Source organism: Streptomyces malaysiensis subsp. samsunensis (assembly GCF_024519315.1).
Taxonomy (GTDB): Bacteria; Actinomycetota; Actinomycetes; order Streptomycetales; family Streptomycetaceae; genus Streptomyces; species Streptomyces malaysiensis.
Map to the genome: position 1 here is coordinate 1 of NZ_JANIIC010000003.1, position 24821 is coordinate 24821.

Below are 24821 nucleotides of genomic sequence, written 5' to 3' on the forward strand. Positions count from 1 at the left end.
CCGCTGGGGGGGGGGGATCGGGGCGGGGGGGGTGATGCCCCGCGGGAGGGGGGGGGGGGTGCCCCCAAAAAAACCGCCGATGGCGACCATGGCCATCTGCATGGTGAAGGGGATCAGGTCCCAGAAGCCGTTGCCGAAGACAGAGGCGACCTTCGCCGGGCCCGATCCGATGCCCATTGCGGCGATGGCCACGACGGCCACGGTCAGGAGCGCGAAGACGAGGGTGTTGGGGAACCACCGCTCGGCCACGGCCGCGCTTCGGGTAGCGGCGCGGGCGAGGAATCCATCGCGTGGCGGTCGCTGAGGTGCGGAGTCGTCGCCCCCTTCGGGCCTCTGCTCGATCATGATGGCTCCTGGCGTGTGTGGGCCCGGGGGGACGGGCCGTGTGAGCGGTAGACCGCCGAGGCGGCGGTGAGGTCGGCGAGTGCGCTGCCGACCGATTTGAAGACGGTGATCTCTTCCTGGGTGCGGCGGCCGGGGATGGTGCCGGCGCACAGGTCGGGCAGGGTGCCGGCGATGTCGTCCGGGGTGAGGAGGCCGGCGTCGATGGGCTGGGTCAGATCACCGGATTCGCGCAGGGCCTGTGGTGTGTCGATGAAGAGGGCGCCGCGGCGTATGCACTGGTCGTCGGCCTCTCGCATGGTGGGGCGGAAGCTGCCGATGAGGTCGAGGTGGGTGCCCGGTCGCAGCCAGTCGCCCTGGATGATGGGCTCGGTGGCGAGGGTGGCACAGCTGATGATGTCGGCTTCGGCGGCCGCGGAGGCCAGGTCGGTGACGGCACGGGCGTCAAGCCCCTGTTGCTTCAGGGTGTCGGCCAGGCGATGGGCGTGGCCGGCGGACCGGTTGTGGACGAGCACCGTCCGGATGTCGAAGACGCTGCGGTACGCCTCGGCGACGAGGCTGCCCACATGCCCCGCTCCGACCACCAGGTGGGTGGTGCTCTCGGGCCGTGCGAGGTAGGTGGCGGCCAGAGCGGAGGTCGCCACGGTGCGGCGCCGGGTCAGTTCATTGCCGTCGATGATGGCCAGGTGCTCCCCGGTGGCGGCGCTTGCCAGGACGAACGCGGAGGACAGGGCCGCCCTGCCTTCGAGGGCGTTGGCGGGAAAGACGTTGACGAGTTTGACACCCAGGAACTCGCCATGGGACCAGGCGGGCATGAGCAGGAGGGTGGCGTCGGTGTCGGCGTCGACGGTGTGGTGGTGGCGGGCAGGAGTGTTGGCACCGTGAACGAAGCCTTGCCGGAGCGCGGGGACGAGGTCGTGGAACGGCAGTGCTTTGATGGTCTGTTGGGCGTCGATATTCAGCATCGTCGTCTTTCGATCAGGTGGTCAAGCGGTCAGGCGTCGAGAGTGACGTCGGTCACGGGCATGGCCTGGCAGGTCAGGCACTGGTCGTCGGCCAGGTCCTCCGGGCGGGTGACCAGATGCGCGACGTGCCCGTCCAGGACGGTGATGGCACAGCTTTCGCACTGGCCCAGGCGGCAGCCGCTGGGCAGGCGGATCCCTTCCTTCTCCGCCAGTTGCAGCAGAGTGCCGTCTTCTTTGCGCCAGGTGACCTCGCGGTTGGCGCGGGTGAAGCGGACGGTGGCCTGTGCGCTGTCGGGGATGTCGACGCGCTGTGGGGCGGCGTGGAACTTTTCGGCGAAGATGTCGAAGCGCGGCACGCCTCGGTCGACAAGGCCGCTGGTGATGTCGGAGAGCATGTCCTCCGGTCCGCAGAGGTAGAACCGGGCGCGGCGCTCGATGAGCCGGGCATCGACGTCGGCGGCGCTGACACGCCCGACGTGGTCGTAGTCGCGCCCGAGGACGTCGTGGGGTTCCGGTCGGCTGTAGTGGGTGTGGACGCGCAGCCGGGGTACGACGTCCCGTAGTTCGCTCGTGCGGTCCCGGAAGGCGTGTGAGGTGGAATTCCGGCTGCCGTAGTGCAGTACGACCTCGGGGACGCTGCCGCCGCTGCGGGCCAGTGTCTCGAGGTAGCCGATGAACGGTGTGATCCCGATTCCGGAGGCGAGGAGCACGACCGGCCGGTCGATGTCGGGCGGGATGGCGAAGAGTCCGGCCGGCGCCGTCAGTTGCACGCGCTTCCCCGCACGCGCGGTCGCGTGTACCTGGCCGGAGACCTGTCCGTCCGGGACACGGCGTACGGCGATGCTGTATGAGGTGCGGTCCTTGTCCTGCGCGGGGCCGGTCAGGGAGTAGCAGCGTGCCGCTGATCGTTCCGCGCCCGCGGGGCCGGTGGTGGGGAAGCCGAGGGTGATGTGCTGGCCCGGCCGGAAATCGGGCAGCTCCGAACCGTCGGCGGGTTCCATGCTCAGGGCCAGGACATCGGCTCCTTCCGGTACGGCGGAGACGATGGTGAACTCCTTGGTTCCCTCCCAATGGGACGTCGCGATGGGCCGGATGTCGCAGCTGCTGGACCTCATCGGCACCGACCCACTGATCGGGTCGCGTATGTCGTCGCCGATCAGGAGGTTGTAGTTGCTGCCGGCCTCGTCGTAGGGATCGAAACTCGGTAGTGCCAGGTCCGCGGCCTGCTGCCACCAGCCGTATTCGGCGCATACGACGTCATCGTGCAGATCGTGGTCGATCCGTGCGCGCATGCGGATCGTCCCCCTGCGCGTGGACAGCGCCACCCACTGGCCATCGCCGATGCCGCGCCGCTGTGCCAGTGCCCGGCTGATGTCGACGATGGGTTCCGGGCTGCGCTTGCGCAGAGAGGACAACCCGCGGTGCTGGCTGTGACAGAAGTAGCCGTTCTTCGCGCAGGTCAGCGAGAACGGGTAGCGGGAGTCGGGTCCGGTACCGGGCGCGGCGTGGATGGGGACGGCGGAGTAGCCGTGCAGCGCGAGCCGTTCCGAGTACAGCTCGACCCGTCGGGTCGGGGTGGCGAACCCGGTGACCTGGCCGTCCTCCGTACTCCGGGCGTACTTGCGGTAGACCGTTTCAAGGGGGATCCGCAGGCCGCCAGGATGGCGGCGGAGCTCTTCGACGGTCAGCCCCAGGGGCCCCAGTTGATGATTCCAGCCGTCCGTGACGTCGCCGTCGAAGAAGTCGGCGCCCATGCCCAGACGCTGCGCGAGGTCGAAGACGACTTCGGTGTCGGAGCGGGACTGGCCCACCGGCTCCACCATGCGCGGCCGGAGCTGGACGTGTTCCTGGGCCCGCCGGCTGATCTCGAATCCCGCCTTGATCGCCTCGTGTTCCCAGGGGCTGTTGACCGGAAGCACGATGTCGGCGAACTGGGAGGTGGGGTTGGGGAAGAGGTCGAGGTGTACGTAGAAGTCGAGGTTGCGCAGAGCGTCGGCGGTGCGTCGCGGATCCGGTTGTGAGAGCACCAGGTTGCTGCCGAATCCGACCAGGGCTCGTACCGGGTAGGGATCCCGCGACAGGATCGCGCGGCACAGATCCCGGCCGCTGATCCAGCCCTGGGCAGGAGGGCCGAGCGGGTGTTCCGCCATGCCGAGGGCCTTGGCCCGCTGGTCGTGTGGGAGCTGGGTCAGGTCGGTGGCCGGGTTCAGGGCGTGCCGCGGCCATATGACGTTGCCTCCGGGCGCGTCATAGCTGCCGGTCAGCGCGTACAGCGTGGCGATGGCCCGCTCGGTCTGGGTGGCGTTGGCCTGTTGCCCGACGCCGGTCCACGCGTGGTAGGACACGGACCGTGCCCGGATGAGTGCGTCGGCGAAGGCGGTCAGCTCCGCTGGTGCGATGCCGGTGGTGCGGGCGGTTTCCTCCACGGTCCATGGCCGGCATGCCTCGAAGTACCGCTCGAAGGCGGGCTCGCAGTCGACCGTGCCGGTGCGTATGCGCACTCGATGGGTGCCGTGCAGGGCGAAGTGGCCGGGGTTCCGCGCGGCGCGGAGGGTGTCGTACGGCCGCCAGGTGTCGTCGGCGGTGTCCCAGACGACGTAGCCGTCGAGGTCCGGATCGATCTCCTGGGCACGCAGAAAGTGTCCTGTGTCACGGCGCACGAGCAGGGGCGCGTTGGTCCAGGCCCGAACGAATTCCTCGTCATAGCCGTGACGTTCCTGCACGAGCCGGGCGACGCCCAGGGCGAGGGCCGCGTCCGTACCGGGGCGGACACGGAGCCAGTGGTCCGCTTCCAGGGCGCTGGTCGAGCGGCGGGGGTCGATGACGGCCAGGCGGGCTCCGCCGGCTCGGGCTTGTGCGAGGGCCGCCGACTGAGCCAGCCATGTCTTGGCGGGGTTGTGACCCCAGAGCACGGCGAGGTCGGTCGCGGCGTAGTCCGCGGTCGGCAGCGAACTTCCGAAGGTGAAGGCGTGGGCCCAGTCCTTGTGCCAGTTGCAGACTTCAGTGGAGTAACAGGTGTTGGGGCTGCCGAAGAGGCGGATGAACCGCTCGATCCAGTCGATGGAGTCCGACAGCGCGGTGGCGCTGGGCGACGTCACGGCGAAGGCCACGGCTTCCGCGCCGTCCTGCGCCTTGATCCGTCCCAGTTTCTCGGCGGTCTCGCTCAGTGCCTCCTCCCAGCCGATGGGCTCCCATCCGGGGTCCGGATCGGACTTGGGAGTGGTCCGCCGAAGCGGCTGGGTCAGACGGTCCGGGCTGTGCACGATCTCTGGTGCCGCCCGTCCTTTCGGGCACATCGCCGCGCCCGTCGGATGCTCGGGGTCGGGCCGCGCTCCCCGCAGAGCGCCTGCCTCGATGGTGTAGACGGCACCACATCGAGAGCGGCACAGAGTGCAGTACCCGTGCTTCTCAGTCATCATTACTCCTGAGTAACCGGTTACCGGCCACCGGTCGCCGGTAAGACGTTAAGATGCATCCAAGTGGGAGCCAAGTCAAGAAGAGATGAAGTGACATGAGCGGAGAACCGATGGCACCCGACGCGCTGGCCGGTCCGCTTCACCGCACGAACCTTCGCGAGCAGGTCCTTGCCCTGGTCCGGCAGGCATTGGTATCCGGGGAGATCCGACCGGGAGACATCTATTCGGCCGCGGCCCTGGCGACCAGGCTGGGCGTCTCCAGCAGTCCGGTCCGGGAAGCCATGCTGACACTGGTGAACGAGGGCCTGATGGAGCCCGTCCGCAACCGCGGCTACCGAGTGATCCCCATGAGCGAGCACGATCTCGACGAGGTCTACACCATGCGGTTGCTCCTGGAGGTGCCCGGCACGCTGCAAGCGGCCGCGAACGCTCGGCCCGAGGACCTCACACGCCTGACGGCCATCGTGGACGAGATCGAGAAAACGGCTCGGGAAGGTGATGTCGTCGGCTTCCTCGAAGCGGACCGGCGCTTCCACCTCGACCTGCTCCAACTGTGCGGCAACCGGCGCCTGGTGGCCGCTGTCGCCGCGCTGCGGGACCAGACCCGGCTGTACGGCCTCGAAGCACTCGCGGAACGGGGGGCTCTCGACAGTTCCGCCCATGAGCACCATCACATACTCGAGGCCATCGCCCGCAACGACATGAACGGCCTGGAGGATCTGATCCGCCACCACCTGCTGCATGTCCGCTCCGACTGGGCGCGGCCCGACAGCGTCTCCCCCGCTCGCGAACGCCGGCCGTGAGAGCTGCCCGCTGCCGCACCGGCTTCACGGCTGGAGTCGCGACCCGTTCAACGGCGCTGTCGACGGCGGAAGCGGGTGGTGGCAGCCTGTTCCGTACTCTGGTGACATGCGCATGCGCCCCACTTTGAGCTGGACCCCCACCGAGGACCTGCCGCCGGGCAGCACGGACCTGGAACCGGTCGCCGATGCGCTGAGCACCGGGGGTGTGCTGGTGCTCAGCGGAGCGGGCATCTCCACGGAGTCCGGCATCCCCGACTACCGGGGCGTGGGCGGGAGCCTGAACCGGCATACCCCGATGACCTACCAGGACTTCACGGCCGACGCCCAGGCCCGGCGCCGGTACTGGGCCCGCAGCCACCTCGGCTGGCGCACCTTCGGCCGCGCCCGTCCCAACTCCGGGCACCGGGCCGTGGCCACGTTCGCGCGGCATGGACTGCTCTCGGGTGTGATCACCCAGAACGTCGACGGCCTGCACCAGGCCGCGGGCAGCGAGGGCGTCGTGGAACTCCACGGAAGCCTGGACCGGGTCGTCTGCCTTTCCTGCGGCGCCTTCAGCCACCGCCGCGAACTCGCCCGGCGGCTGGAGGAGGCCAATGCGGGCTTCGCACCGGTGGCCGCCGGAATCAACCCGGACGGGGACGCCGACCTCACCGATGAACAGGTCGGGGACTTCCGCGTGGTGCCCTGTACGGTCTGCGGCGGCGTCCTCAAACCGGACGTGGTGTTCTTCGGCGAAGCCGTTCCGCCCCGGCGCGTCGAGCACTGCCGCACGCTGGTCCGTGAGGCGGCCTCGCTGCTGGTCCTGGGCTCCTCACTGACAGTGATGTCCGGGCTCCGGTTCGTCCGCCAGGCGGCCCAGGCCGGGAAGCCGGTGCTGATCGTCAACCTCGACCCGACCCGGGGCGACCGGCACGCCGTCACCCGGGTCGCGCTCCCGCTGGGCACGGCCCTCACCGCCGTGGCCGGCCAACTGGGCATCCCCGGGTCGGCACCGGCGTGACGCGGCCGGCGGCTCGGCTTTGCCGCCCAGCCGGTGACCGTGCGCGATAGGGAACACGCTCAGGTTCGAGTCGGTGGCGCGCTCATCGCTGCCGCGAGGAATGTGATCGCAAAGCGCCGGACCGCATCGTCTTGCGCCGGGAAGTCGCCGGTCGAGTGGCGCTGGGTGTCGATGTCGATGCGGTCCACGGCTGTCACCGCGAGAAGTCCCCGCAGCCGGAACCCCAGCTCTTGCGCCGAGATGCCGGGCAGTGCGCGTTTGAAGGCCGCCAGGTAGCGGTCGCGGACCCTGTCCTGAGAGGCCGCCGGCCAAGGCAGCGGCTCGGCGAAGGAGGCGGCGTCGAAGAGCGGCGCCAAGGCACCCTTGGCGGTGCGCTGGGCGCACTTCGTCATACGCAAGCCCGTCCCGGTGCTCGTGCTGTCCGTAGTCGGTCTGGGGGCGATCGCGATCCCATCGCTGGATCTGCGGCTGGGAATGCCGGGCGACGAGGCCAAATCCCCCAGCACCACCGAACGCCGCGCCTACGACGCGCTCGCCGACGGCTTCGGACCGGGCTTCAACGGCCCGCTGACCGTGGTCGTCGACACCAAGAACGCCGACGACCCGAAGGCCGCCGTCAAGGCCGTCTCCGCCAAGATCGCCCACACCGAGGGAGTCGTCTCCGTCTCCCCGGCACGGTTCAACCAGGCGGGGGACGCCGCCATCCTGTCCGCCGTGCCCGCCACCGCGCCCACCAGCCAGCAGACACAGGACCTGGTTCATTCCATCCGCGGCCAGCGGCCCGCGATCGAGTCCGCCACCGGCGCCGACTTCGAGGTCACCGGCACCACCGCGCTGAACATCGATGTCGCCCAGAAGATGCGGGGCGCCCTCGTGCCCTACCTCGCCGTCATCGTCAGCCTGGCGCTCCTTCTGCTGATGCTCGTCTTCCGGTCGATCCTGGTCCCGCTCAAGGCCGCCCTCGGCTTCCTGCTGTCGGTGGGCGCGGCCCTCGGTGTGATTGTCGTTGTCTTCCAGCAGGGACACGGCGCGGGCGCGTTCGGCGTCGATGAAACCGGCCCGATCATCAGCATCATGCCGCTCTTCCTGGTCGGCATCATCTTCGGCCTCGCCATGGACTACCAGGTCTTCCTCGTCTCCCGCATCCGTGAGGCCCACCTCCATGGCGAAGAACCAGGCCAGTCCATTGCCACCGGCTTCCGGCACAGCGCACGCATCGTGGGCGCCGCGGCACTCATCATGATCTCGGTGTTCGGCGCCTTCATGACGGGCGGCGAAAACATGGTCAAGATGGTCGGCTTCGGCCTGGCCGGCGCCGTCTTCTTCGACGCCTTCATCGTCCGTATGGCCTTTGTGCCGGCAGTTCTCGCCCTGCTGGGCAAGCGAGCCTGGTGGCTGCCGCGATGGCTGGCCAAAACGCTGCCCCGGGTAGACGTGGAAGGCGAAACACTCACCCCGCGAACCGCCGCACCACAAGCCCCGGACACACCGTCCGAGCAGGAGGCCGTTCCACACCCGTGACCGCGTGCTCCGTCTTCCCCCCGGACACGGTGAGGGCCCTTCGTCGCGGACATGAGCGGCGTAACCGGGGCTCGTTCGGGAAGTGGGTGACGTCGAGGCCGAGGCGGGCAGGTCAGTTGCCGGCGCCGACCTTGGTGGTGTCGACGGCCGCCGGCGGGGGCGGCGTCTTGCCGGGGTGGAGTACGGAGCGGGCCCGGTCGGCGTCGAAGTCGTTCTCCCACTTGCCGATCACGATGGTGGCGACGGCGTTGCCGAGGACGTTGATGAAGACGCGCCCCTCGTTGAGGATGCGGTCGATGCCGACGATCAGGGAGAGGGCGGCCAGCGGGATGTGGCCGACCGCGGTGACGGTGCTGGCGAGCACGATGAACGCGCCACCGGCGATTCCCGCGGTGCCTTTGCTGGTGAGCATCATGACGCCGACCATCACGAGCTGCTGTTGCCAGGACAGGTCGATGCCCACGGCCTGGGCCAGGAACATGGAGGCCATCGTGAGGTAGACGGCGGAGCCGTCCAGGTTGAAGGAGAACCCGGAGGGGATGACGATGCCGACCACGGGGCGCCCGATGCCGAGGGTCTCCAGCTTGCTCACGAGCTGGGGCAGAACGGCTTCGCTGGAGCAGGTGCTCAGGGCGACGAGCAGTTCGGCCTTGAGGAAGCGCATGAGGGCGAACAGACTCAGGTGGCAGGCGCGCATGATGGCCCCGAGCACGACCACCAGTCGTTGAGCGGTGTGAGTTCCTCGCCGAGCCCGGGAGCGGCGAGGCCGACGGCGATTCCGAGGACCGCTGCCAGCACGACCTGGAACCACAGCTCACCGATCAGACGGTTCAGCCGTGACCGCCGCGGGCGGCCGGTGGTGGTGGATGTCATCGTTGGTGCTCCCTTGCACGACGATCGTGTGTAGCCCTGTCCCGTGGGGGTGCCGGGGACGCGACGCGGTCCGCGTCCCCGGTGACATGCGTGGCGCGTGGATGTGGCCGCGCCCGCGGCGGGAGGCCCGCCGCTGTGATGAGCCCGCCTGCCGCGGTGCCGGTCAGTGGTGCAGGTCGTGCAGCACCTTGTAGAAGGCGGCCTTGCCCTCGAAGCCGATACCGGGGATGTCGGTCAGTCCGACCCGGCTCTTCTCGACGGCGGCGTCATCGGCGAAGCCGCCGGTGGGCTGGAACTCGCCCGGGTAGGACTCGTTGCCGCCCAGCTTGAGGGCGGCCGCGATGTGCAGGGAGAACTGGTGTCCGCCGTGCGGGACGCAGCGCCGCGAGGACCAGCCGTGCCGGTGGAGCATGTCCTGGATGCGCAGGTACTCCACCAGGCCGTAGCTGAGCGCGGGGTCGACCTGGATGGTGTCGCGGTCGGGGCGCAGCCCGCCGTAGCGGATCAGGTTGCGGGTGTCCTGGAGCGAGAACAGGAACAGACTGCTCCCGGTCACGCGCCAGTGGGGAGACGAGGCACTCACCGCGCACCGCGCCTTCCACCAGGCGCTCTACCGGGCCTCGCACAACGATGTCCTCATCCGGCTCCTGGACGACCTGTGGGACAAGTCCGACCGCTACCGGCGCCTCGGCCTCGAACTCCCGCCCGGCGACGAACCCCGCACCCGGGACCTCCAGGAGCACCACCGGCTCGTCTCCCTCATCGTCGACGGCCGGGCGGCCGAAGCCGCCCAGCTGATGCGCGACCACATCGCCCACAGCCTCACCGCCACCGCGATCAGCGCCCTCGAGGACCGCGAGGGCGCACGCACGACGTAGATCAGCGGGGTCTCACAACAGGGCCTGATCCCACGGTTGTTGGCGCAGGGCGGCGCGGACCAGGCCGAGCATCGTGTTCTGCTCGCTCAGCGCCTTGGCCCGCCCGCTGGTTTCGTGGCCGCCGCTGTACCAGTCGACGACCACCTTCCCACCGGCCGCGCGCAGCGCCTCCACATAGCCGCGCACCTGATCCGGCGCGGTGCGGGTGTCGTGCGTGCCCTGGTTGATCCACACCGGGGCCACCACATCGGCCACGTACGTGATGGGCGACGCGCGCACGAAGCGCTCCACGTCGTCCTGGGGCCGCGCGCCGAAGAACGACGAACAGGCCGCGCGCAGCGCCGGGTTCATGTCCTCGTACCCCGCCAGCCAGTCCGCCATCGGTACGTGCGCCAGCGCCCCGGCGAACAGTCCGGGCAGGCGTCCCACGGCCAGCAGCGAGAGGAAACCGCCGTACGAGGCACCCGTGATGAAGACCTTGCCGGGATCGGCGACGCCCTCGGCGACCAGCCACCGGACCGCCGCCTCGATGTCCTCCAGCTCCCGGTCGCCGATGTGCGGCATGAACCCCTCGCGGAAGCGCCGCCCGAAGGTGACCGAACCGCGGTAGTTCAGCGAGGCGTACGCCACGCCGTTGTCCAGCCATGCCTGGGCCGCGGGGTCGTAGCGGTCGACCGTCACCAGGTTGGGGCCGCCGTGCAGATGCAGGACGAGGGGGACGGGCCCCTCGACGCCGCGCGGCCGGGCCCACCACAGCTGGAGGGACGTCCCGTCGGCCGAGCGGACCGCGGTCGACCGGCACCGGACGCCGTCCAGGTCCTGCCGCGGGAAGACCTCGGGGCCGGGAAGGTTCTCCGGGCCGTCGCCGTTCAGGACGCGCAGGGGGGAGTCGAAACGCTGGTGCAGCAGGCGCACGGTGTGTCCGGGACCGTAGTGCGAGGCCCATAGGTGGCAGTGGGTGTCCGCCACGTCCGGCTCGAAGTACGCCCCCGGCGGATGGTCGAGCGGCCGGAGTTCGCCCGACTCCAGATCGGCCTCCATGACCCGGTGGATCCCGCCGTCCACGTGCACGGCCAGGACGCGGGTGGCGTCCTCGGACCAGTCGAGCGGGACCAGGTCGCCCCGCAGATGTGATGCTTCGATGTCGACGCGGGTGCCGCGCGTGGGATGCCAGACGCAGGGACGGGCGAACCCGGTGCGTTCGGTGGCGACCAGTACCCGGTCGTCGCCCGGGACGGGGGAGAACCGCACGCCGCGCACGGGCCCCTCGGGCCCGTCGCTCAGGCAGGCGAGTACCGCGCCCGTGACGGTGTCGACGACGGTGACCGCGAACCTGCGGACCCCTGGGTTGTGGTCGGTGGTGTCGACGCAGGCGAGGCGGGCGTCGGCCGAGATCAGGCCGTTCCACGCCTCGTTGCCCGACCGCAGCAACAGCTCGGGGCCGGCGGAGCCGTCCGTGCTGAGCAGCCACAGGCTGAAACCGTCCTCGGCGGCGCAGGTGATCACGGCGCGGTCGACCCGTCCCGCCACATCCATCCCGCGCAGGGTGTAGGGCGGCAGGTCCGGCGTCAGATCATGGCTGACGCCGTCGTCGAGGCGTGTCGTGTGCACATGGCCGACCTCGGACCCGTTGTCGTCGTGCAGGCTGAGCACGTGCCCGCCGTCGGAGGTGAGCACCGCCTGCGCGAGGTCGCCCGAGGTCACCTCGCTCAGCGGCCGGACCGTGCCGTGCTCGGCGTCCCACAGCGTCAGCCGGGGACCTTCGTCGCTCTCCACGACGATCAGCGACCTGTCGCCCGGTCCGCGCCCGCGCCGGACCGCGAGGGCCCGTTCGGCGGTGAAGAACCGATGCCAGTTCCTGGTCATGGTGCGGTGACCTCCTTGGGTTCGCCCGGTATCGCCGGGGGCGGGGCAGCGGGAAAGTGGCAGGCGGCGAGATGACCGTCGCCCTGCTCGGCGAGGGCGGGCGCGGTCTCGGCACACAGGTCCCGCGCCTTCCAGCACCGGGTGCGGAAACGGCAGCCGGACGGCGGAGCCAGCGGACTGGGCAGATCGCCGTCCAGGACGATCCGCCGGCGCGCCCGCTGGACGCGTGGATCGGGGATGGGCACGGCCGACAGCAGGGCCTGGGTGTAGGGATGGCGGGGCTGGGTGAACAGCGTGTCCACGGGCCCCTGTTCGACGATCTGCCCGAGGTACATGACGGCGACCTCGTCGCTGATCTGCCGCACCACCGACAGATCGTGCGCGACGAACAGGTAGGTGAGTCCCAGCTCCTCCTGGAGGTCCTCCAGCAGGTTGATCACCCCGGCCTGGACACTGACGTCGAGGGCGCTGACCGGTTCGTCGAGGACCAGCACCTCCGGTTCGACCGCGAGCGCGCGGGCGATGCCGATGCGCTGCCGCTGGCCGCCGGAGAACTGGTGCGGATGGCGGTGGGCGTGCCCGGGGTCCAAGCCGACCAGTTCCAGCAGTTCGCTCACCCTGTCGTTCTCCCGGCCCCGGTGCAGACCGTGGATCTTCAGCGGTTCGAGAAGCGCCGCGTGCACGGTGAGCCGCGGGTTGAGGGAGGCGTACGGGTCCTGGAACACGAACTGGATACGACGGCGTACGGCCGCCAGCTCCCGTCGGCCGGCCGCCGTCACGTCCGTGTCGAACAGCCTGATGCGTCCGGCGGCCGGGTCGGTCAGCCGGACCAGGCAGCGGCCCAGGGTGCTCTTGCCGCAGCCGGTCTCGCCGACCAGGCCCAGGGTGGTGCCGCGCGGGATGACGAGATCCACCCCCGAGACGGCCCGTACGGTCTGCGCGCGTCGGCCGCGCCGGCCGGTGGTGTACTCGGCCACCAGCCCCTCGACGGTCAGTGCCGGTGCGGTCATGGCGTCACGCTCGCGATCTCGGACGCCCGCAGACAGACCGCGGTGTGCCCCTCGCCGACCGTGACCGGCAGGGGGCTCTCGGCGCACCGGTCCTCGGCGTGCGGGCAGCGGTTCTGGAAGGGGCAGCCCGGGGGCCGCTCGGTGGGGGAAGGCGGCTGGCCGGCGATCTGCGCGAGGCGCCGGGTGCCGCGGTCGATCCTCGGCAGCGCGGCGAGCAGGCCGCGCGTGTAGGGGTGGGCCGACCGGTAGAAGAGGGGCTCCACGGGGGCCTCCTCCATCTTGCGCCCGCAGTACAGGACGAGGACCCGGTCGGCGAGGCCGGCCACCACGCCCAGGTCGTGGGTGATCAGCAGGATGGCGGACTTCGTACGGTCCTGGACACGCCCCAGGACGTCGAGGACCTGGGCCTGGACGGTCACGTCGAGCGCGGTGGTCGGCTCGTCGGCGATCAGGACATCCGGTTCGTTGGCGATGCCGGTGGCGATCATGACACGCTGGCGCATGCCGCCCGACAGCTCGTGCGGGTACTGGCCGGCTCGGGTCCGGGGGTCGGAGATGCCGACCACGTCGAGCAGTTCGACGGCCCGTTCCCGCAGGGCGGCGCGGGAGATGTCCGGGTCGTGCACGCTCACCGCCTCGGCGAGCTGGGCGCCCACGGTCATCATCGGGTTCAGCGCGGCCAGCGCGTCCTGGAAGACCATGGCGATGCGCCGGCCGCGCACGGTCCGCATCTCCCGGTCGGACAGGCCCAGCAGCTCCTGGCCGCGGAACCGCACCGAGCCCGCTGCCACGGCGTTGCGCGGCAGCAGTCCCATCACCGCCAGGGAGGCGGCGCTCTTCCCGGAGCCCGACTCGCCGACGATGCTCAGGGTTTCCCCGGCCCTCAGGTCGAACGAGAGCCGGTCGAGGGCGACCACGGGCCCGGCGTCGGTGCGATAGGTGACGCACAGGTCGCGGACCGACAGCAACGGAGCCGTCGCCTCGCCGGTCACTTCGGTGAAGGGCTTCATCACTGCCTGCCTTGGGGGTCGAGCGCGTCACGCAGCCCGTCGCCGAGGAAGTTCACGGCGAGCACGGTGATGAGGATCGCCAGGCCGGGGACGTACAGGAGATAGGACTGCGAGGTGCCGATCAGCCCGGCCGCCTGGGTGAGCATGTTGCCCCAGCTCGACCGGGGCGGCTGGATGCCGTAGCCGAGGAAGCTGACGGTGGATTCGAGGATGATCGCCATGGCCACCGACAGGGACACGTTGACCACGATCAGGCCCGTCAGATTGGGCAGCAGATGCCGTACGACGATCCTGGGGCCGGAGGCGCCGATGACCCGGGCCGCCTCCACGAACTCCTGGTGGCGCAGCTGGATCACCCGGGCCCGTACGACACGGGCGATGAGGGTCCAGCCCAGACTGCTGAGCACCACGACGATGGTCACGGGCGAGGGACCGAGGCCCTGGAGGGACACCGCCAGCACGGCGACCGGGGGCACGATCAGGAAGAGGTCGGCCCCGCGCATGATCACCTCGTCGGCCCAGCCGCCGAGATACCCGGCCACCGCGCCGGCCGCCGTCCCCACCAGGGTGGCCAGCAGGGCGACGCCCAGTCCGATCGCCAGCGAGAGCTGGCCGGCGTAGAGCATCTCGCTGAGGTAGTCGCGGCCGAGGGAGTCCGTGCCCAGCCAGTGGGTGCCGGACGGCGGCTGGGAGGCGTCCAGGAGGTTCTGCGCGTTGCGCGGGCTGGGCGCGATCCAGGTGGCGCCGAAACAGCAGACCGCCAGCAGGACCAGCACGATCAGCGAGGCCACCGCGAGCCGGTGGCGCAGGAAGCGGGACAGGAGGACGCGGGAGGTCCGCGGGTCGCCGGGCGCGGCGGGCGGTCCGGAGACGGGGGGCGGCGGCGTGGGAAGGGCGGTGGGCTGGGTCATCGCAGGACCACCCGGGGATCGAGGAGGGCGTAGGACAGGTCGGCCAGCAGGTTGAAGAGGATGACGGCGATGGCCACGACGAACATCCAGGGCAGCAGGACGAAGACGTCGCCGGTCTCCAGGGAGGCGAGGAACAGCTTGCCCATGCCGGGGATCGAGTAGATCTGCTCGGTCACCACGAGCCCGCCGACCAGCGCGGCGGCATCCATCGCGACCACGGTGACGAACGGCGCGAGCGCGTTGCGCAGGGCGTGGCGCAGCAGGATGCGCCGGCGTGGGACACCCTTGGCCCGTGCGGTCCGCACGTAGTCGCTGGAGAGCGCCTCCAGGAGGGTGGCGCGGCCGAACCGGGACCAGGAGGCGACGAGGCCGACGGTGAGTGTGACCACGGGCAGCGCCAGATGGCGCAGATAGTCCAGGTCGAGTCCGCTGTGTCCCACGGAGTGGAGCCCCACGAAGTACAGCGGCGGATCCGCCAGCCCGAACTGCTGCTTGGGCCATACGGCGAGCACCTGGATGAGCACCAGGCCGAACCAGAACGCCGGCATGGCGACGCCCAGATAGGACAGGCCGGTCAGGACGTGGTCGCCCGCGGAGTACTGGCGCGCCGCCGAGTACAGCCCGATCGCCAGTGCCAGGACGACGGCGAGGGCCACGCCCCACAGGATCAGCTGCAACGTGGTCCCGAGGGCGTCGCCGACCATGGGCAGCACGGCTCCGCCGGTCCGGGTGCTGGTGCCCCAGTCGCCCCGCACGAAGCCCTTGACCCACAGCAGGTACTGCTCGGGCAGGCTTCGGTCGAGCCCGAGGCGGAGCGTCTCACGGCGCAGGGCCTCGGGATCGACCGACTGACGCAGTTTCGCCAGCGGGTCGAAGGTCGCCCGCACCGCCCAGAAGAGGATGAACGAGGCGACGCAGACCACGGGAACGGAGGCGAGCAGGCGGCGCAGGACGTACCTCATCATGGTCGGCCCCCGCGCGGTGAGCGGACCGGTGTCACTTCGCCTGGCCCCATTCCTCGAGGTTCCACCAAGGGCCTTCCACCGGGTTGATGGAGAGCGGTCCGCCGACCCGCTTGCCGGTGACGAGGATGTTCGGGACGGCGGAGAGCGGGAGCGAGGGGACGTCGTCGGCTATGAGCTTCTCCGCCCTGTGCGACTCCTTGATCCGGGCGGTGTCGTCCAGTTCGGTGTCGACTCGCTCCAGGACCGGGTCCAGGCCCGGGACGCGGATGCGCATGAAGTTGATGCCCGACTGGTTGTTGGCGGCGCTCGGGATGGCCGTGCTGCTGAAGGTGGCGGACAGCGTCGGGTTGGGGAAGGAGTCGGTGATGTTCCACAGCCCCAGCTGGAAGTCACCGGCGGGGGCCAGCTTGCCGAAGATGTTCGCGGGCGTGGAGTTCTTGATCGTCACCTTGAACCCGGCCTTGGCGAGCTGGGACTGGAGGATCTGCTCGGTCAGTTCACGGCTCTGGTTGCCGGCGAGGGATGTGACGGTGAACGCGGCCACCTTGCCGTTCTTGGCCCAGAACCCGCTCGCGTTCTTGGCCCATCCGTCCGCCTTCATGAGCCGTTCCGCCTTGGCGGGGTCGGGCTTGTAGCCGGAGAAGTCGGTGGACGCGTAGCGGGAGACCAGCGGTGACTGGAAGCTCTGCGCGGGAGTGGTGACGCCGTACGAGCCGAACAGGCGCTTGACGATGGCCTCGCGGTCGACCGAGTAGGCGAATGCCTTGCGTACGGCGGCCGAGTCGAAGGGGAACTTCGCGTTGTTGAGCCACAGCGCCTGGAGGTTGCCGGTCTGCGCCTGCACCTGCATGCGGGCCGCGCTTCCCAGCCTCTTGATCTGGTCCGCCGTGGTCAGCTGCGGGGTGGGGTAAAGGGCGTCGAACTGCCCGCTGGCGAATGCCTGGGTGGCCGCCGAGGTGTCCGAGGCGAACTGGAAGGTGACCTTGTCCAGGTGTGGTTTGGGGCCCCAGTAGCGGTCGTTGGGGACGAGGGTGAGGGAGACCCCCTCCTTCCAGGACGCGATCTTCCAGGGGCCGCCGCTGAAGGTGTAGCCGTCCTTCATGACGGCGTTGCGGTCCTTGCCCCGGAGGAGGTGGGAGGGGAGTACGCCGTAGCCGGCACTGAAGAGCTGTTTCCAGTTGCCGTAGGGGGACTTGAGCGTGACGACGGCGGTGGTGCTGTCGGGGGTGTCGATCGAGGTGATGCGGTCGTAGCCGCTCTTGTCGAAGATCGCCTTGCCGTCGCGGACTTGGAGGGCGGTGTACTTCAGGTCCGCGGAGGTGATCGGCTTCCCGTCGGACCAGACGGCCTTCGGGTTGAGCCGGTAGGTGATCCGCTGTTGTTTCCCGACCACTTTCGTCATCGGCTCCGACGCCATCAGGTTTGACGGGACCGGTGTCCAGTTCTTGCCCTTGAGACGGACATCGAAGACCTGCGGGATGGTCTCGGTCTGCATCAGGTAGGTACCCCAGATCGAGGCGCCGCAGGTGCCGATCCAGTCGGCGCAGTCGGGCTCCTGCTCGGCTCCGATGACCAGGCTGCCACCCTCCCTGACCGGGAGGTTCGTGCTGGTTTCCGACTGAGGGGAGGCGGTCCCCGAGGTGCATGCCGTGGCGGTCAGCGCCAGGGCGGTGAGGAGTGCGCCGGCTGCCGGGAGTCTGGCCGGGAACCGGCCCGGAACGGTCGCTGTGAGTAGTTGAGGCATGGCTGGAAACCTTCCGTGGCGAAGCCGTTGGCTCATCGTAAGGAGCGGCACAAGACTTAGCAATGGAGATAGGCTAGTAACTATGCGTTCGCATTGCCTATGTGTGTGAATAACGTTTCGTAGCGAGCGATAGGGTCGCGACGGCGTCCCGGAAGCCGAGGGAAAGGAAGATCATGAGTGGTGCGCGCGCGGGCGACAGCAAGGGAGCTGCGGCGGGCGGGGCCGGGGGCCGGCGGCGGCTGGCACGGGACACGCTCAGCCGGCGGGTGATCCTGGACGCGGCAGAGAAGGTCGCCTCCCGGGACGGTCTGGAGGCATTCACCTTCCAAGCCCTGGCGAAGGAGCTCAACGCCCATCCGACCTCGCTCTACCGGCACTTCCGCGACAAGGACGAGCTGATCCTGGAGCTCATCGACGACCTCCGGGCGCGTTCCTACGGCGGACAGCTGCGGGCCACCGACTCCTGGCGCGACGACCTGCGGACCCAGGCCCGGTACATCCACGAGCACTATCTGCGCTATCCCGTGTTCGCCTGGCAGATGGCGGCGCGCACGACTCGCCGGCCGACCGAGTTCGCCAATGTGGAGTTCGCCCTCGACTGCCTGCACCGGGCCGGGCTGGACGATGAGGAGGCGGTGATGTACGTACGTGTCCTCGGGAACGTGATCCGCTCGCTGTCCGCCATGGAGGCCGGGCTCCAGGCGCTCGACCCCGAGACCCGGGACCGGGACACCCTGGCCTGGGAACTGGAGTACCGCCGACTTCCGGCGGACACCTACCCGCGTATCGCCGCCCTGACGGCGCCGCTGGCCGCGATCGGTGACCCCACGGTCTTCGACCACGCGCTCGACATGCTGCTGGACTCGGTGGAGGCACGGGTGCGGGAGAAGGCGGCGGGGTAACCGGATCGGTGGGGCCGCGCAAGGTCAGGGCGCGCGATCGGCGAGGAGGCCGGCGATCAGGGACGTACGGTCCCTGACGGAGGTCAGCTCCACCCACTCGTGGCGGGCGTGCGCGCCTCCGCCGTCCGGGCCGAGGCCGTCCAGCGTGGGCACGCCCAGACTGGCGGTGATGTTGCCGTCCGAGCCGCCGCCGACACTGGTCTCGGTGACCGGGGTGAGTCCCAGCCGTTCGGCGACCGCGCGGGCGGAGCCCAGCAGGCCGACGGACATCGCCCGTTCCAGCGGACCGCGGTTGACGCCGCCCCGGAAGGCGAGTTCGGCGCCGGGCTCCCGCGGGCGCAGCGCCCGCAGCGCCCGTTCCACCCGTACCAGTTCGGCATGCTCCCAGGCCCGCACGTCGACATCCACGAACGCCTGCTCCGGAACGGTGTTGGTGGTGGTGCCGGCGCCGCCGACGGTGGGAGTGACGGTGGTTCCTCTGTCACGGTCGGCGAGATCGCTGATCGTGAGCACCTGGTGGGCCAGTTCGACCAGCGCGTTGACGCCCTTGTGCGGTTCGAGCCCGGCGTGCGCGGCCCGGCCGCTGACGCCGAGCCGGTACAGCGCCACGCCCTTGCGCGCGGTCTTGAGCGCGCCGCCCTCGCTGGGTTCCAGCACCAGGACCGCCCCGCACGCCGCCGCGGCCTCCTCGACCAGAGCGCGGGACGTGGTCGATCCCCGTTCCTCGTCCCCGGACACGACCATGCTCACATGGGAGACATCCCCGGCCAGCCCGAGTGCCTCGAAGGCGAGGACGAGGCCCGCCTTCATGTCGAAGACGCCGGGACCGGTCGCCCGTGTTCCCTCCACCTTGAACGGGTTCTCCGCCAGGGTGCCCCGTGGCCACACTGTGTCGGCGTGCCCGAGCAGCAGAACCCGGCTGCTTTTCGGCACGGCGGGATCCGTACCGCGCCAGTGCAGATGTGGCACCCCATCGGAGACGACCCGTTCGGGCCGGCCCAGGGAGTCCCCCGCCCAGGCTTCGAGCAGGTCGTAGGCGTCGTTCAGCCCTCGGGCCCACCCCGACGGCGTCTCGATACCCACCAGTTGCCCCAGCCGCCGGGTGAAACGCTCGGGGGCCGTGGAGCCGGAGCTGACGGACAAGGGGGCTCCTTCTGGTCGATGACTGTCCCGTCGGCCGCGGGCCGCCGGGGTTCCGGGGCATCACCATGCTCCTAGTCTAGAAGATAGTCAATATGCATTGCTATCTTCCGCGGGGCAGGGCGCCCCAGCTCACCGCCCGGACCCGGCCTGATCAAAAACCCTTCAACGGCTTCCGACGAGGCGGAACCGTACGCTCTGCCATCATCACAAACCCCCTTTATCGGGACATGAACCTGTCCGCCGCCGGAGGTCCGGGGCGCCGGACGATGGCCGTCAGTCGGCGGCCAGTTGGGATCGGGCGGCCTCGGTGACCGCTTCGGCGGTGATGCCGAATTCGGTGAGCAGAACGTCCATCGGAGCGGATTCCCCGAAGGAACGGAGGCCGACAACGGCGCCGTCCCGGCCGACGTAGCGCTCCCAGCCGAAGGGGGATCCCAGTTCCACGGCGACGCGTGCGGTGACCGACGGAGGCAGCACCGCGTTCCGGTACGCGGCTGACTGGCGTTCGAACAGCTCCCAGCACGGCAGGCTCACCACGCGGGCGCGGACGCCGTCGGCGGCCAGCTTGTGGAACGCCTCGAGGGCGAGGTGCACCTCGCTTCCGGTGGCGATCAGCAGCACCTCCGGGGGCTCGCCGTCGGCCGGGTCGGCGAGCACGTAGCCGCCCCGGGCCAGGCCGGACGCCGGGCCGTACCTCGTGCGGTCAAGGGTGGGCAGGGATTGGCGGGTGAGGGCCAGGGCGGCCGGGCGTGTTCCCCGCGCCACGACGCGCCAGGTCTCGGCCACCTCGTTGGCGTCGCAGGGGCGGAAGACGTCCAGGCCGGGCATCGCGCGCAGCGAGGCGAGGTGCTCGATCGGCTGGTGGGTGGGCCCGTCTTCGCCCACCGCGATGGAATCGTGGGTGAAGACGTGCACGACCGGCAGCTTCATCAGGGCGGAGAGCCGCAGCGCCCCGCGGGCGAAGTCGGAGAAGACGAGGAATGTCGACCAGTAGGCGCGCAGCCCCGACAGGGCGAGCCCGCTCGTGACCGCGGCGGCGGCGAACTCCCGGACGCCGAAGTGGAGGTTGCGTCCCCGCGGATGGTCCGCGGCGACGTCCCCGGCGCCGTCGAAGGTCAGCCTCGTCCTGGTCGACGGCGCGAGATCCGCCGAGCCGCCCAGCAGCCATGGCACCTTGCGGGCCACCGCGTTGAGCACCTGCCCCGAGGAGTCGCGGGTGGCCAGGCCCTCGGGGCCGGTGGGAAAGGCCGGAATGTCGCGCTGCCAGTCGGCGGGAAGCTCCCCGCGCCGCATCAGGCGCAGTTCCGCCGCGAGCTCCGGATAGCGCTCCGCGTACTCCTCCAGTTGCCCGTCCCAGGCATGGCGCAGTGCCTGTCCACGCTTGGCGACGCCCGCCGCCATGTGCGCGTACGCGGCGTCGGGTACCAGGAAGCGGGAGTCCTCGGGCCAGCCGTAGAACCGCTTGGCACCGGCGGCTTCGTCCTTGCCGAGCGGCTCGCCGTGGGCCGCCGGCGTGCCCGCCTTGGTGGGGGCGCCATAGCCGTCCAACTGCCGGAAACCCCGCAGGTCTTCGAGCGTGACGGCCGGGCGCTCGGACACCTTTCCGTCGGCGGTGACCTCCGTGACCCGGGCCAGATGCAGCAGCGCGTACAGCAGCGCCGAGCCGTGGCCGCCGGAGAGGACGAAGCGGTCGCGGTTGGGCCACAGGGGGTCGGCGGGGTCATAGCGCAGGAAGCGGTGCCACAGGGTGTGGGCGGTGGGGGCCAGTGCCATCGGGGCACCCGGGTGGCCGGAGTTCGCGGCCTGTACCGCGTCGATGGCCAGGGTGCGCAGAGTGGTGACGCACAGGTCGTCGAGGGCGTGGCCGTCGGTGTGCGGTTCAGGCATGGGGGTTCCCCTCGGCTCCGAGCGCGGCGCTTATGCCGGCGGTCAGCTGTTGCCAGGAGTCCTGGAAGCGGGCGACGCCGTCGGTCTCCAGTTCCTCCGTGATCGTGTCGAGGTCGATGCCCAGGGCGCCGAGCTCCTCCAGGGTGCCGCGGGCCTCCTCGTACCGGCCGCGCACGGTGTCGCCGCGCGGCTCGCCGTGGTCGATGACGGCGCTGAGGGTGGCGGCGGGCATGGTGTTGACGGTGTCGGGCGCGGCGAGTTCGACGACGTAGCGGGTGTCGTCGTACGCGGGGTCCTTCACTCCCGTCGAGGCCCACAGCGGGCGCTGCGGCCGGGCGCCGAGGGCGGCGAGAGCCTGCCAGCGCGGCCCGGAGCGGACCTGCTCGTGGAGTTCGTAGGCCAGCCGTGCGTTGGCGATCGCGGCACGGCCGCGCAGTGCGCGGGCCAGCGCGGTGCCCCTCTTGTCGAGGCGGGCGTCGACGGCGGCGTCGACACGGGAGACGAAGAACGAGGCGACGGAGGCGATCCGGGAGACGTCCAGGCCCGCCCGCGCGGCGCGCTCCAGTCCGTCCAGATGCGCCTGCGTCACCTGCCGGTAGCGGGCGAGTCCGAAGATCAGGGTGACGTTGACGCCGATGCCCTCGGCGAGACAGCCGGCCGCGGCGGACAGGCCCGCGTCCGTGGCCGGGATCTTGATCAGGACGTTGGGGCGATCGACCAGCCAGTGCAGCAGCCGGGCCTCGGCCAGTGTGCCCGCGGTGTCATGCGCGAGGCCGGGAGCGACCTCGATGGAGACCATGCCGTCGATCCCCGCGGAGGCGTCGTGGACCGGACGCAGGACGTCCGCGGCGCGTCGTACATCGGCGCAGGTGAGCAGGCGCAGTGCGTCGGCGGGGGCGGTGCCGAGCCGGGCGAGGCCGGCCAGCCGGCCGTCGTAGGCGCCGCTGTGCGTGATGGCCCGGTGGAAGATCGTGGGGTTGGTGGTGACGCCGGTGATCAGGCCGTCGCGTACCTGCCGTGCCAGCTCACCGGAGTCGAGGCGGTCGCGGCCGAGGTCGTCCAGCCAGACGGCGGTCCCCGCGTCGTTGAGCCGGCGCAGTGTGTCGTTCAAGGGTGCTCCAGTGAAAGGGGTGTTGGCCTGCCCGGGGCGGAGACCGGGAGGTGCTGGGGGGAGACCGGCTCCGGGTCTCCCCCGTCGTGCGGCCTATTTCTCGTTGGCCAGGTCGCCGCTTCGCAGGTTGGCGTCGACGAGTGCGGGAAGCCGCTTCAGGAAGTCGTCCTTGCCGGTCACCACGTGCTCGAGGTAGGTGGCGACGTTGGCCTGGGTGATCGGCGGCATGATGTACGAGTACCGCTTGCGGACCGGCTTCTTCCCGGTGACGCGCTGGGCCACCGCGAGACCTTCCGCGAGTTCGACCCGGCCGTGCTGGAGCGAGGAACCGATGAAGTCACCGCTGCGGACCGCACGCAGTCCGTCCTCGATCCCGTCGATACCGACCACCGGTATCTTCTTTCCGTTGCCCTCCTTCAGCGCCTGCACGGCGCCGAGGCCCATGTCGTCGTTCTCGGAGACGATCCCGTCCAGTTTTCCGCCGAAGCTGGACATCCAGTTCTTGGCCTTGTCGACGGCCTGGTCGCGCTTCCAGTTGGCGGTGTCCTTGGCGAGCACCTTGATGCCGGGGTACTTCTTGAGCACGTTGTTGATACCACGTGTGCGGTCCAGCTCGGGAGAGGACCCGAGGGGGCCTTGCAGGACGGCTATGTTGCCCTTGCCGACCAGTTCGATGTTGTGGGCCTTGGCGTAGGACTCCATGCCCTCCTTGCCCTGGGTGATGAAGGATGACATGTCATAGACGGTGACGCCGACACGGAGCTTGTCGGCGCTCGTGTCACCGGCCCCGCACGCCGCCGTGGTCACCAGGGCCATGGCGGATGCGGCGGTTCCCGCCAACCGCAGGGTCCTTCTGTTCATGAGAAATACCTTTCTGAAGGAGCGGAAGTGTCAGCGGCGTCGGCTGTTGGCCCATACGTCGACCGTGACGGCGGCGACCACGAGCACGCCCTTGATGACCTTCTGCCAGTAGGCGGGCACGACGAGGATGTCGAGGCCGTTGTTGAGCGTCTGCATGAGGAAGAGACCGAGCACGGTTCCCCAGACCGTGCCGCGTCCGCCCATGAGGCTCGCGCCGCCGATGACGACCGCGGCGATCGCGTCCAGCTCGTATCCCGAGCCCAGCGTGGGCGGGCCGGACAGCACACGTGACGCCAGCATGACGCCGGACAGGCCGGCCAGCAGGCCGCTGATGGCGTAGACGCTGAACAGCACCCGGTGCGTCTTGATGCCGGCGAGTTCGGCGGCGACCCGGTTGCCGCCGACCGCGTAGACCCGCATGCCGTACGCGGTGTAGCGCATGACCACGGCGAGTACGACGATTCCGACGATCATCACGACCACAGGCAGCTGAAGCCCGAGGACCCGGGTGCCGGCGATCTGGTTGAAGTTCGCGGGCAGGCCGTTGATCGGTGCCCCGTCGCCGATGACGTAGGCCATGCCCGAGGCCGCGGTCAGCATGCCCAGCGTCGCCACGAACGGCGGTACGTCGAGCCAGGCGACCAGCGCTCCGTTGATCGAGCCGGCCGCCAGGCCGGTGACCAGGCCGACCAGCAGGGCCGTCCACAGCCGCTCGGGATGTCCCGCGACGGTGGAGGCCGAGGCCATGGCGCTGACGGCGATCACGCTGCCCACCGACAGGTCGATGCCGCCGGTGAGGATGACGAGGGTCTGGCCGACCGCGATGAGCGCGAAGGGTGCCGCGGCGATGGTGATCGTCTGGAAGTTGTCCAATGTGCCGAAACGAGCACTTCGATAGCTGAAGTACATGACGACCAGCAGCATCACGATGACCATCGCGTGGCTGAGCGCGAACTCCCGCAGCCGCGCCGCGTCGAGCCGGCGCGGTGGGGCCACGGCCGCGCCGGTCGCGTGGGGCGATTCCGTGGGTGGGGACTGTTGCGTGATCATGAGACGTCGTCCTGGGGGTGGGGAAGGGGGATGGTGGTGCCGTCGAGTCCGGCGGCGAGCCGGAAGATGCGGCCCTGGGCGTCGTCGGAGGACAGTTCCGCGCGGTCCAGGCTGCCCGCGACGGCGCCGTCGCGGATCACATGTACGCGGTGTGCGAGTCCGAGGATCTCGGCCATGTCCGAGGACGCCATGACCACCGCCATGCCGGAGGCGGCGAGGTCGGTGACGATGCGGTAGATCTCGCTGCGCGCGCCGACGTCGACACCGCGGGTCGGCTCGTCGAGCAGCAGTACCTTGACGTGTCCGGTCAGCCATCGGGCGAGGACGACCTTTTGCTGGTTGCCCCCGGACAGGGTGCCGACCTGCTGGCGCAGGCCCTTGCCGCGCAGATGGACCGATGTCATCGCCCGGTCCACGGCGGCCGTGCGCGCCCCGCCCCGCAACCAGCCGCCGAGGCTGAAGTCGGGCAGTCGCGGGAGCGTGGCGTTGTTGAGCACACTCATCCCGAGGACCAGCCCCGCCCCCTTGCGGTCCTCGGGGACGAGGGCCATGCCCGCGCCCGA

General features: G+C 70.2%; 23 protein-coding genes and 1 pseudogene. 5 read left to right on the top strand and 19 right to left on the bottom strand.

The window, feature by feature from the left end:
* The 3 genes from NQU54_RS02810 to NQU54_RS02820 form a co-directional block, all read right to left on the bottom strand.
* The coding region (locus tag NQU54_RS02810; RefSeq protein ID WP_257629588.1) for a TIGR00366 family protein at positions 1-345 on the bottom strand (345 nt) is incomplete at its 3' end.
* A complete protein-coding gene (gene lhpI, locus NQU54_RS02815; RefSeq protein WP_257629589.1) occupies positions 342-1307 on the bottom strand; it encodes a bifunctional Delta(1)-pyrroline-2-carboxylate/Delta(1)-piperideine-2-carboxylate reductase in 966 nt (321 codons plus the stop codon). The genes NQU54_RS02810 and lhpI, both read right to left, overlap by 4 nt.
* A gap of 29 nt (positions 1308-1336) precedes the next feature.
* Positions 1337-4723 carry a molybdopterin-dependent oxidoreductase gene (locus NQU54_RS02820; protein ID WP_257629590.1) on the bottom strand — a complete coding sequence of 1129 codons (3387 nt, stop codon included), beginning with the start codon at positions 4721-4723 and terminating at the stop codon, positions 1337-1339.
* Between the two features lie 95 nt (positions 4724-4818).
* Here NQU54_RS02820 and NQU54_RS02825 point away from each other — a divergent pair, with 95 nt between their 5' ends.
* The gene (locus NQU54_RS02825) at positions 4819-5526 is read left to right on the top strand and encodes a GntR family transcriptional regulator (protein ID WP_079255886.1); all 708 of its coding nucleotides are present in this window, start codon (positions 4819-4821) and stop codon (positions 5524-5526) included.
* 106 nt (positions 5527-5632) lie between these two features.
* On the top strand, positions 5633-6526 hold the full coding sequence (locus NQU54_RS02830) for an NAD-dependent protein deacetylase (protein ID WP_079255887.1): 894 nt from the start codon (positions 5633-5635) through the stop codon (positions 6524-6526).
* 59 nt (positions 6527-6585) lie between these two features.
* Here the strand turns inward: NQU54_RS02830 and NQU54_RS02835 are convergent, their stop codons facing one another.
* Entirely contained in the window at positions 6586-6918 is a 333-nt protein-coding gene (locus NQU54_RS02835) for a hypothetical protein (protein ID WP_257629591.1), read from the bottom strand.
* Between NQU54_RS02835 and NQU54_RS02840 the strand changes: the two are divergent.
* Positions 6845-8047, top strand: a pseudogene (locus tag NQU54_RS02840) (MMPL family transporter); the annotation flags it as partial. The gene NQU54_RS02835 and the pseudogene NQU54_RS02840 overlap by 74 nt on opposite strands.
* A gap of 112 nt (positions 8048-8159) precedes the next feature.
* Here the strand turns inward: NQU54_RS02840 and NQU54_RS02845 are convergent.
* The 3 genes from NQU54_RS02845 to NQU54_RS02855 form a co-directional block, all read right to left on the bottom strand.
* Positions 8160-8744: a cation:dicarboxylate symporter family transporter gene (locus NQU54_RS02845; protein ID WP_257629592.1), complete on the bottom strand. Its 585-nt coding sequence runs from the start codon at positions 8742-8744 to the stop codon at positions 8160-8162.
* On the bottom strand, positions 8726-8920 hold the full coding sequence (locus NQU54_RS02850; protein WP_257629593.1) for a hypothetical protein: 195 nt from the start codon (positions 8918-8920) through the stop codon (positions 8726-8728). Before NQU54_RS02850 ends, NQU54_RS02845 begins: the two co-directional genes overlap by 19 nt.
* 163 nt (positions 8921-9083) lie before the next feature.
* Entirely contained in the window at positions 9084-9476 is a 393-nt protein-coding gene (locus tag NQU54_RS02855; protein ID WP_308408462.1) for an enolase-like domain-containing protein, read from the bottom strand.
* Between NQU54_RS02855 and NQU54_RS02860 the strand changes: the two genes are divergently transcribed.
* Positions 9436-9798, top strand: a complete 363-nt coding sequence (locus NQU54_RS02860) for an FCD domain-containing protein (RefSeq protein WP_257629594.1) — start codon at positions 9436-9438, stop codon at positions 9796-9798. The two genes, NQU54_RS02855 and NQU54_RS02860, sit on opposite strands and share 41 nt — an antisense overlap.
* Positions 9799-9810: 12 nt before the next feature.
* Here the strand turns inward: NQU54_RS02860 and NQU54_RS02865 are convergent, their stop codons facing one another.
* From NQU54_RS02865 to NQU54_RS02890, 6 genes are read right to left on the bottom strand one after another with little or no spacing between them, the layout of a single operon-like run.
* Positions 9811-11664, bottom strand: a complete 1854-nt coding sequence (locus tag NQU54_RS02865) for a prolyl oligopeptidase family serine peptidase (RefSeq protein ID WP_257629595.1) — start codon at positions 11662-11664, stop codon at positions 9811-9813.
* Positions 11661-12674, bottom strand: a complete 1014-nt coding sequence (locus NQU54_RS02870) for an ABC transporter ATP-binding protein (RefSeq protein WP_257629596.1) — start codon at positions 12672-12674, stop codon at positions 11661-11663. Before NQU54_RS02870 ends, NQU54_RS02865 begins: the two co-directional genes overlap by 4 nt.
* The gene (locus NQU54_RS02875) at positions 12671-13684 is read right to left on the bottom strand and encodes an ABC transporter ATP-binding protein (protein ID WP_257629597.1); all 1014 of its coding nucleotides are present in this window, start codon (positions 13682-13684) and stop codon (positions 12671-12673) included. The genes NQU54_RS02870 and NQU54_RS02875 overlap by 4 nt, the downstream gene beginning before the upstream one ends.
* Positions 13684-14595 (bottom strand): ABC transporter permease, encoded by a 912-nt coding sequence (locus tag NQU54_RS02880; RefSeq protein ID WP_232635993.1) that lies wholly within the window; start codon positions 14593-14595, stop codon positions 13684-13686. The genes NQU54_RS02875 and NQU54_RS02880 overlap by 1 nt, the downstream gene beginning before the upstream one ends.
* Positions 14592-15560: an ABC transporter permease gene (locus NQU54_RS02885; RefSeq protein ID WP_257629598.1), complete on the bottom strand. Its 969-nt coding sequence runs from the start codon at positions 15558-15560 to the stop codon at positions 14592-14594. The genes NQU54_RS02880 and NQU54_RS02885 overlap by 4 nt, the downstream gene beginning before the upstream one ends.
* Positions 15561-15591: 31 nt before the next feature.
* Complete coding sequence (locus NQU54_RS02890) at positions 15592-17304, bottom strand: ABC transporter substrate-binding protein (protein ID WP_257629599.1); 1713 nt, start codon at positions 17302-17304, stop codon at positions 15592-15594.
* A gap of 173 nt (positions 17305-17477) precedes the next feature.
* On the opposite strand from NQU54_RS02890, the gene NQU54_RS02895 reads away from it, so the two are divergent.
* Positions 17478-18206: a TetR/AcrR family transcriptional regulator gene (locus tag NQU54_RS02895; RefSeq protein ID WP_257629600.1), complete on the top strand. Its 729-nt coding sequence runs from the start codon at positions 17478-17480 to the stop codon at positions 18204-18206.
* A 24-nt stretch (positions 18207-18230) separates the two neighbouring features.
* Here the strand turns inward: NQU54_RS02895 and NQU54_RS02900 are convergent, their stop codons facing one another.
* From NQU54_RS02900 to NQU54_RS02925, 6 genes are all read right to left on the bottom strand, one after another.
* Positions 18231-19349 carry a M20/M25/M40 family metallo-hydrolase gene (locus NQU54_RS02900; RefSeq protein ID WP_257629601.1) on the bottom strand — a complete coding sequence of 373 codons (1119 nt, stop codon included), beginning with the start codon at positions 19347-19349 and terminating at the stop codon, positions 18231-18233.
* A gap of 273 nt (positions 19350-19622) precedes the next feature.
* Positions 19623-21236, bottom strand: coding sequence for a transketolase family protein (locus NQU54_RS02905; protein WP_257629602.1), 1614 nt, complete (start codon positions 21234-21236; stop codon positions 19623-19625).
* Complete coding sequence (gene tal / locus NQU54_RS02910; RefSeq protein ID WP_257629603.1) at positions 21229-22347, bottom strand: transaldolase; 1119 nt, start codon at positions 22345-22347, stop codon at positions 21229-21231. Before tal ends, NQU54_RS02905 begins: the two co-directional genes overlap by 8 nt.
* 93 nt (positions 22348-22440) lie before the next feature.
* Positions 22441-23208 carry a substrate-binding domain-containing protein gene (locus NQU54_RS02915; RefSeq protein ID WP_306278315.1) on the bottom strand — a complete coding sequence of 256 codons (768 nt, stop codon included), beginning with the start codon at positions 23206-23208 and terminating at the stop codon, positions 22441-22443.
* Between the two features lie 30 nt (positions 23209-23238).
* Positions 23239-24258, bottom strand: coding sequence for an ABC transporter permease (locus tag NQU54_RS02920; RefSeq protein ID WP_257629604.1), 1020 nt, complete (start codon positions 24256-24258; stop codon positions 23239-23241).
* Positions 24255-24809, bottom strand: a complete 555-nt coding sequence (locus NQU54_RS02925; protein WP_257629605.1) for an ATP-binding cassette domain-containing protein — start codon at positions 24807-24809, stop codon at positions 24255-24257. Before NQU54_RS02925 ends, NQU54_RS02920 begins: the two co-directional genes overlap by 4 nt.
* Positions 24810-24821: the final 12 nt, after the last annotated feature.